Raw genomic sequence first — 8032 nt, forward strand, 5'->3', positions numbered from 1 at the left:
CCACCCGCGCGGCGCTTGCCGCCGTGCCGCCGTCGATCCGCTCGGCGGCGCTCGGGCTTGGCGCTTCCAAGATGCAGATGGTGTTCCAGCATATCCTGCCGCTTGCCGCCCCCGGCATCCTCACCGGCACCATCATCGGCCTGGCGCGCGCGCTCGGCGAAACCGCGCCGCTGCTCCTGATCGGCATGGTCGCCTTCGTCGCCGACTATCCGAAGACTCCGTTCGATCCGGCGACCGCGCTGCCGGTGCAGATCTACATGTGGGCCAACGAGGCCGAACGCGCCTTCGTCGAGCGTATGTCGGGCGCCATCATCATCCTGCTCGTCTTCCTCATGGCCATGAACATCACAGCGATCGTGCTCAGGCGCCGGTTCGAACGGCGCTGGTAAAAGAAGGCATCTGGTATGAACATCATGACCGAACAGTCTCTTGAAAACGCAGTGGGCGACAAGATGAACGCCAAGTCGAACGAAGTGATCAAGATGCGCGGCGACAAGGTCGGCGTGTTCTACGGCGAAAAGCAGGCGCTGTTCGACGTCAATCTCGACGTCCGCCTCAATCAGGTGACGGCGCTGATCGGACCTTCGGGCTGCGGCAAGTCGACCTTCCTGCGCTGCCTCAACCGCATGAACGACACCATCGACTCGGCGCGCGTGACCGGCAAGATCACGCTGGACGAGGAGGATATCTACGACAAGAACATCGACGTCGTGGAGCTCAGGGCTCGCGTCGGCATGGTGTTCCAGAAGCCCAACCCGTTCCCGAAGTCGATCTACGAGAATGTCGCCTACGGCCCGCGCATCCATGGGCTGGCCAAGCGCAAGGCCGACATGGACCAGATCGTCGAATCCAGTCTGAAGAAGGCGGCGATCTGGAACGAGGTGAAGGACCGCCTGCACGAGCCCGGCACCGGCCTGTCCGGCGGCCAGCAGCAACGCCTGTGCATCGCCCGCGCCATCGCCGTGTCGCCGGAAGTGATCCTGATGGACGAGCCCTGCTCGGCGCTCGACCCGATCGCCACCGCCCGTGTCGAGGAGCTGATCGACGAGCTGCGCCAGAACTACACGATCGTCATCGTCACCCACTCGATGCAGCAGGCGGCCCGCGTGTCGCAGCGCACGGCGATGTTCCATCTCGGCTACCTGGTCGAGGAGGGCGCCACCGACAAGATGTTCACCAACCCCGACGACAAACGCACCCAGGACTACATCACCGGCCGGTTCGGCTGATTTCCACGCACGAGGACAGGATCATGGGTGAACATCATACGGTTGCGTCTTTCGACGAGGATCTGGGAGCGATCAGCAAGCTGATCGCTGACATGGGCGATCTCGCCCGCTCGATGGTCGCCGGCTCGACGCGCGCGCTGCTCAATTCCGACAATGCCCTGGCGCAGCGCGTTGTTTCCGACGACGCCATCATGGATGCACGCCAGCGCGAACTCGACGACCGCGCCATCACGCTGATCGCCAAGCGGCAGCCGATGGCCAACGATCTGCGCGCCGTGGTCGGCTCCATCCGTATGGCGGGCGACCTCGAACGCATCGGCGACCTCGCCAAGAACATCGCCAAGCGTGTCGGTACCGTCGGCCTCAGCGTCACGCCGCGTGATCTCTCGCATTCCATCGACGGCATGGCGCAGCTTGTGCTGGTCCAGGTGCAGGGCGTCATCGAGCAATATGCCGCCGCGGATGCCGCGGCGCTTGCCAAGCTCCGCAACGACGACGAACGCATCGACGTCAAATACACCTCGGTGTTCCGGGAGCTCCTGACCTACATGATGGAAGATCCGCGCAACATCACCGCTTGCACGCATCTTCTGTTCTGCGCCAAGAACCTGGAGCGCATCGGCGACCATGTCACCAACATTGCCGAGAACGCCTACTACGTGCTGACCGGTCAGCAACTGCCCGCCAATCGTCCGAAGCTGGACGAGACGGCGATGTCGGCGCCGGCGGCCTGAGAAGAAGGGTGACCGGCTGATGATCGCGCCACGCATCATGGTGGTGGAGGACGAGGAGCCGCTGGGGGTGCTGCTCCGCTACAATCTGGAATCGGAAGGCTACCAGGTCGAGGTGGTCACACGCGGCGACGAGGCCGAGATCCGGCTGCAGGAAAACGTGCCCGATTTGCTGGTGCTCGACTGGATGGTGCCGGCGGTTTCCGGCATCGAGCTCTGCCGGCGCCTCAGGATGCGGCCGGAGACCGAGCGGCTGCCGATCATCATGCTGACGGCGCGCGGCGAGGAAAGCGACCGGGTGCGCGGCCTTTCGACCGGCGCCGACGACTATCTGGTCAAGCCGTTCTCTACGCCGGAGTTCATGGCGCGGGTGAAGGCGCTGCTACGCCGCGCCAAGCCGGAAGTCCTGTCCAGCATGCTCAAGGTCGGCGACATCGTGCTCGATCGCGAGTCGCATCGCGTTTACCGCAAGAAGAGCGAGATCCGGCTCGGCCCGACCGAATTCCGGCTGCTCGAATTCATGATGCGGCATCCCGGCCGGGTGTTCTCGCGCAGCCAGCTGCTCGACAATGTCTGGGGCGAGACGATCTACATCGACGAGCGCACCGTGGACGTGCATGTCGGGCGCTTGCGCAAGGCGGTCAACAATGGCCGCATGCCGGATGTCATCCGCACCATACGCGGCGCGGGCTACGCGATCAGGGAAGATTGACGCTCAGGCCACGCTCTTCCCGACGGCGCTGCCTTTCGCCTGGACGCCTGGTGCGAAAATCTCCTGGTCGACGAAGGTCAGCGCGCGCATGGCGCAGCCCTCGCGGATCAGCGGCAGTTCGTTCGGCTCGGTGTCGAACGAGATCGATTTCGAATGCTGGCCGCCGGCGGTCTGGGCGATCGCCTCGCGCAGCGCCGGCTCGATCAGGTCGAAGGCGGCGGCGCTGACGCCGACCATGGCGACGGGTGCGGGATCGATCAGCGCGAACAGGCTGCCGAGGCCGAAGCCGAGCGCCTCGCCGGCCTTGCGATAGGCTTGGCGCTCCGGACCGTCGCCGGCGCGCGCCCGCGCGGCGAGCGAGCGCATGTCGGCGTCGCTGACATCGACCGGCTCGGCGTCCTCGCCCATCTCCTTGGCATTGCGCCAGATGGCGTAGTTGCCGGCATAGGCCTCGACGCAGCCGCGCCGCCCGCAGCGGCAGAGCGCGCCGCCCGGCCGGTGGATCATATGGCCGAATTCGCCGCCCGAGGAATGGGTGCCGGTGAACAGCTCTCCCTTCAGCACCAGCCCCATGCCGATGCCGTGCGACAGCAGGATGGCGATGAAGTCGTCGCGGTAGCGGTCAGGGTCACGCCACTGCAAGGCCACCGCCATCATGTTGCAGTCATTCTCCATGGTAGCCGGAACGCCGAATTCGGCTTCCAGTATGTCGGCGAAGGCGATGTCGGTCTGCGGCGTGATCGGCGACCACAACATGGCGCGGGCATGGGTGTCGGTGATGCCCTGGATGCCCATGGCGATGCGGGCGACGCCGCGGACGTCGAGATCGGGATCCTCGAAGCGGCGCCGGACGATGGCCACGCATTCGCCGATCAGCTCGTCGCGCGGCATGATCGCCGTATCGAGGCGGCGCTGCTCTTCGGCAATGACCTGTCCGGCATAGTCGATGACGGCGACGGAAAGGAAGTTCAGCGACAGGACCACCGTCATCACTGCGGTGGCTTCCGGATTGAGCGCCAGCCCGACCTGCGGCCGACCGCGCTTCAGCGAAACAGCCTCATTTGCCTTGCTCTCGGTCAGGATGCCTTCCTGGATCAGGTCGGACGAGATCGCCGAGATGGTCGAATGGCTGAGGCCGGTGGTGGCGGCGATCTCGGTCCGCGACGGCTGGCCGGCGCGGCGCACGGCCGAAATCACCATCGCCCGGTTGCGTCGGCGCAGATCGTCGTGGCGGATTCCAACCGACATGCCCTATTTCCTCCCGGTCGTCGCGGCCGTTTTTGATCTCAAGGGGCCGTCGGCGGACACCATATGAATTGTGGCAGAAGCGGGCCGGCCTGTCATTTATTTATTACGGAGCTCGAAAAAAATTCGCAGGGGCGTCAGAATCCAGCAGAATCAATGTTGACAGCGCTCCGGCGTTGGATCACTATTTTTTCGAGGCTCGAAAAAAAGCCTCTATGCCGGCCTCAGGGCCAGTCTGGGTCGCGCCGCAATGGCGCAGGGAGGATATCATGAAGAAATTCGCAGCCGCCATGCTGGCGGGTGTCGCCATGTCGTTGACGCTCGCGTCGGTCGCCGAGGCGAAGGACAAGGTGATCGGTGTTTCCTGGTCGAACTTCCAGGAAGAACGCTGGAAGACCGATGAAGCGGCGATGAAGAAGGCCATCGAGGCGGCCGGCGACAAGTATATTTCCGCCGACGCGCAGTCCAATCCGGGCAAGCAGCTGACCGACGTCGAAAGCCTGATATCGCAGGGCGCCAACGCCCTGATCGTGCTGGCGCAGGACGCCTCCGCGGTCGGACCGGCGGTGCAGAAGGCGCTGGACGAAGGCATTCCGGTCGTCGGCTACGATCGGCTGATCGAGAACAAGGACGTCTTCTACCTGACCTTCGACAACAAGGAAGTCGGCCGCATGCAGGCCCGCGAAGTGTTCAAGGTCAAGCCGGAAGGCAACTATGTCTTCATCAAGGGCTCGGGCGCCGACCCGAACGCCGATTTCCTGTTCGCCGGCTCCATGGAGGTGCTGAAGGAAGCCATCGACGGCGGCAAGGTCAAGAATGTCGGCGAGGCCTATACGGATGGCTGGCTGCCGGCCAACGCGCAGAAGAACATGGAGCAGTTCCTGACCGCCAACGACAACAAGGTCGATGCGGTGGTGGCGGCCAATGACGGCACCGCCGGCGGCGTCGTCGCCGCGCTGACGGCGCAGGGCCTCGCCGGGACCGTTCCGGTGTCGGGCCAGGACGGCGACCACGCCGCGCTGAACCGCATAGCGCTCGGCACGCAGACCGTGTCGGTGTGGAAGGACGCGCGCGAGCTCGGCAAGAACGCCGCCGAGATCGCCTCGGCGCTCGCCGACGGCAAGAAGATGACAGACATCGCCGGCGTCAAGGATTTCACCACGCCGGGCGGCAACACCGTCAAGTCGCTGTTCCTGACGCCGGTGGCGATCACCAAGGACAACCTCAACGTGGTCATCGACGCGGGCTGGATCAAGAAGGACGAAGTCTGCGCCGGCGTTGCCGCCGGCGCCGTCGCCGCCTGCAACTGAGGCAGGCCTTCCGGTTTGAAGACTCGGCGCCGCGGCCCAAGGGCCGCGGCGTCCATCGAGCTTCGCTTCGCAACGGCTTCCGGCTTCAAGTGAGCCGGGAAAGCCAATAGAATCATGTTCCGGCAACCGCGCCAGACGGCAACCGGTGGGAGGAAATCATGACCGATACGACCTCAAGCACGGTCGCCGCGGACCGGGCACGCGCAGCCGAACTCAGCGCCGCCGGACGGTTCCTCAAGGCAACCGAACTCGACACGCGCATGCTCGGCATGGTCGGCGCGCTGCTGGTCATCTGGATCGGCATCCACGTCCTGTCGGGCGGGCTCTTCCTGACCCCGCGCAACCTTTGGAACCTGTCGGTGCAGACCTCCTCGGTGGCGATCATGGCGACCGGTATGGTGCTGGTCATCGTCATGCGCAACATCGACCTTTCCGTCGGCTCCGTCGAAGGCGTGGTCGGCATGATCATGGGCGTGGCGCAGGCCGAATTCCTCATTCGAGTCATTGGCTTCCAGTTCGGCAATCCGTGGCTCTGGATCATCGCGCTCGCCGCCGGCGTGGTGCTTGGCCTGGCGATCGGCGCGTTCCAGGGCTTCATCATCGCCTACATGGAGGTGCCGGCCTTCATCGTCACGCTGGGTGGCCTGCTGGTCTGGCGCGGCATGGCCTGGATGATCACCAGCGGCCGCACGGTCGCGCCGCTCGACGCCACTTTCCAGCTGATGGGCGGCGGACCGCGCGGCTCGATCGGCGCCACAGCCAGCTGGGTCGTCGGCGTCGTCGCCTGCGCGGCGGCCGCTTTCGCGCTGCTCAACGGCCGCTCGCAGCGCAAGCGGTTCAATTTCCCGCTGCGCCCGGTATGGGCCGAAATCTTCCTCGGCATCGTCGCCTGCGCTGCCATCCTCGGCGCCGTCTGGGTCGCCAATTCCTATCCGTGGCCGGTCGGCATCGTGCGCCAGTACGCCGAGCAGAAAGGCATCGCCATTCCCGAAGGCGGCCTGTTCATCGCCCATGGCATCGCCATACCGGTGCTGATGGCGGTCGCGGTCGGCATCGTCATGACCTTCATCACCAGGCGCACCCGCTTCGGCCGCTATGTCTTTGCCATCGGCGGCAATCCGGAAGCGGCCTCGCTCGCCGGCATCAACACGCGCTGGGTGACGATGAAGGTGTTCATGATTATGGGCGTGCTGGCCTCGATCAGCGCGGCGATCTCGTCGGCGCGCCTCAATGCCGCCACCAACGCGCTGGGCACGCTGGACGAGCTCCTGGTCATCGCCGCCGCCGTCATCGGCGGCACGTCGCTCGCGGGCGGCTCGGGAACCGTGCTGGGAGCCATGCTCGGCGCGCTTTTGATGCAGTCGCTGCAGTCAGGCATGGTGCTGCTCGGCATCGACTCGCCGCTGCAGAGCATCGTCGTCGGCGCGGTTCTGGTCGTCGCCGTCTGGCTCGACACCGTCTACCGCAAGCGAGTCTGAGCAAGAACTTCAGGGAGGAGACGCGACCATGGAAAAGACAGCTCCCACCACCGGCACGCCGCTGATCGACATGCGCAACATCTCGATCGCCTTCGGCGGCATCCGCGCCGTCGACGACGCCTCGATCGATCTCTTCCCCGGCGAGGTGGTGGCGCTGCTCGGCCACAACGGCGCCGGCAAGTCGACGCTTATCAAGATACTGTCCGGCGCCTACAAGCGCGACGCCGGCCAGATCTTCGTCAATGGCGAGGAGGCGCACATCTCCAACCCGCGCGACGCCAAGAAATACGGCATCGAGACGATCTACCAGACGCTGGCGCTCGCCGACAATGTCGACGCCGCGGCCAACCTCTTCCTCGGCCGCGAGCTGATGACCGGCTGGGGCACGCTCGACGATGTCGCGATGGAGGCCGAGGCGCGCAAGGTGATGGGCCGACTCAATCCGCGTTTCCAGCGCTTCAAGGAGCCGGTGATCAAGCTTTCCGGCGGCCAAAGGCAGTCGGTGGCAATCGCGCGCGCCATCCTGTTCAATGCCCGTATCCTGATCATGGACGAGCCGACGGCGGCACTCGGACCGCAGGAGACGGCGCAGGTCGGCGAACTGGTCAAGCAACTCAAGGCCGACGGCATCGGCATCTTCCTGATCAGCCACGACATCCACGACGTGTTCGAGCTCGCCGACCGGGTCTGTGTGATGAAGAACGGCCAGGTCGTCGGCACCGCGCGCACCAGCGACGTCACCCAGGACGAGGTGCTCGGCATGATCATCCTCGGCAAATGCCCGCCTGGCGCCATTCCTGGGCCGGGAGCGCTGAAGATCGCCGCTTGAGTCTGTAAGCCGGCTAAGTGACGCTCGCGGATGGGCCAGGCGTCATGATGGTTTGACCTCGCCATTGTGTTGCCGCGGCGACTTGCTCATAAAGGAGCGTATGCTCAGGGGCACCGCCATCCTTTGAAGAAGTTCTTCCCGATCGTCGCCTTCATCGCCGTCGCGCTGATCAGCCTGACGATGGCGGGGTTCGCCTATTTCGCCACGCAGGAAGCGGCGCGAATCAAATTCGATGCGACAGCAGACGACGCGCTCAACCGCATCGAGAGCCGTATCGATCTCCATCTTTCGCTGCTGCGCTCGACCCAGGCGCTGTTCGACGCCCGCAATGGCGACATTTCACGCGGCGAGTTCAAGGCGTTCTTCAGCGCGCTCGATGTCGACAACAATTTCGCCGGCCTGCGCGGCATCGGCTTCCTGCGGCTGGCCAAGGCCGGCGACGAGGCGGCGGTCGAGCGCGACATCCTGCGCGACCACGGCGTCGCCCATCAGGTCTAC

At 65.0% G+C, this 8032-nt stretch carries 9 protein-coding genes; 8 read left to right on the plus strand and 1 reads right to left on the minus strand.

Annotated features, from left to right (window positions below; translation table 11 throughout):
• The 4 genes from EN745_RS24510 to phoB all read left to right on the plus strand — a co-directional run.
• Nucleotides 1-389 (plus strand): ABC transporter permease subunit (locus tag EN745_RS24510; RefSeq protein ID WP_127422468.1); only part of this gene is annotated, 389 nt, incomplete at its 5' end.
• A gap of 15 nt (nucleotides 390-404) precedes the next feature.
• A complete protein-coding gene (pstB, locus tag EN745_RS24515) occupies nucleotides 405-1229 on the plus strand; it encodes a phosphate ABC transporter ATP-binding protein PstB (protein WP_126057988.1) in 825 nt (274 codons plus the stop codon).
• Nucleotides 1230-1252: 23 nt separating this feature from the next.
• Nucleotides 1253-1963 (plus strand): phosphate signaling complex protein PhoU, encoded by a 711-nt coding sequence (phoU, locus tag EN745_RS24520; RefSeq protein ID WP_126057989.1) that lies wholly within the window; start codon nucleotides 1253-1255, stop codon nucleotides 1961-1963.
• A gap of 19 nt (nucleotides 1964-1982) precedes the next feature.
• Nucleotides 1983-2672, plus strand: a complete 690-nt coding sequence (gene phoB / locus EN745_RS24525) for a phosphate regulon transcriptional regulator PhoB (protein ID WP_006203872.1) — start codon at nucleotides 1983-1985, stop codon at nucleotides 2670-2672.
• Between the two features lie 3 nt (nucleotides 2673-2675).
• Here the strand turns inward: phoB and EN745_RS24530 are convergent, their stop codons facing one another.
• Entirely contained in the window at nucleotides 2676-3920 is a 1245-nt protein-coding gene (locus EN745_RS24530; RefSeq protein WP_127422469.1) for an ROK family protein, read from the minus strand.
• A 266-nt stretch (nucleotides 3921-4186) separates the two neighbouring features.
• Between EN745_RS24530 and xylF the strand changes: the two genes are divergently transcribed.
• The 4 genes from xylF to EN745_RS24550 all read left to right on the plus strand — a co-directional run.
• Nucleotides 4187-5227, plus strand: coding sequence for a D-xylose ABC transporter substrate-binding protein (xylF, locus tag EN745_RS24535; protein WP_127422470.1), 1041 nt, complete (start codon nucleotides 4187-4189; stop codon nucleotides 5225-5227).
• Nucleotides 5228-5385: 158 nt separating this feature from the next.
• On the plus strand, nucleotides 5386-6705 hold the full coding sequence (locus EN745_RS24540) for a sugar ABC transporter permease (RefSeq protein ID WP_127422471.1): 1320 nt from the start codon (nucleotides 5386-5388) through the stop codon (nucleotides 6703-6705).
• Nucleotides 6706-6733: 28 nt separating this feature from the next.
• A complete protein-coding gene (locus EN745_RS24545; RefSeq protein ID WP_126057993.1) occupies nucleotides 6734-7534 on the plus strand; it encodes an ATP-binding cassette domain-containing protein in 801 nt (266 codons plus the stop codon).
• Between the two features lie 123 nt (nucleotides 7535-7657).
• Nucleotides 7658-8032 (plus strand): CHASE domain-containing protein (locus EN745_RS24550; protein ID WP_189363150.1); only part of this gene is annotated, 375 nt, incomplete at its 3' end.

It is taken from the genome of Mesorhizobium sp. M4A.F.Ca.ET.022.05.2.1 (genome assembly GCF_003998845.1).
In the GTDB taxonomy this organism is placed as follows: domain Bacteria; phylum Pseudomonadota; class Alphaproteobacteria; order Rhizobiales; family Rhizobiaceae; genus Mesorhizobium.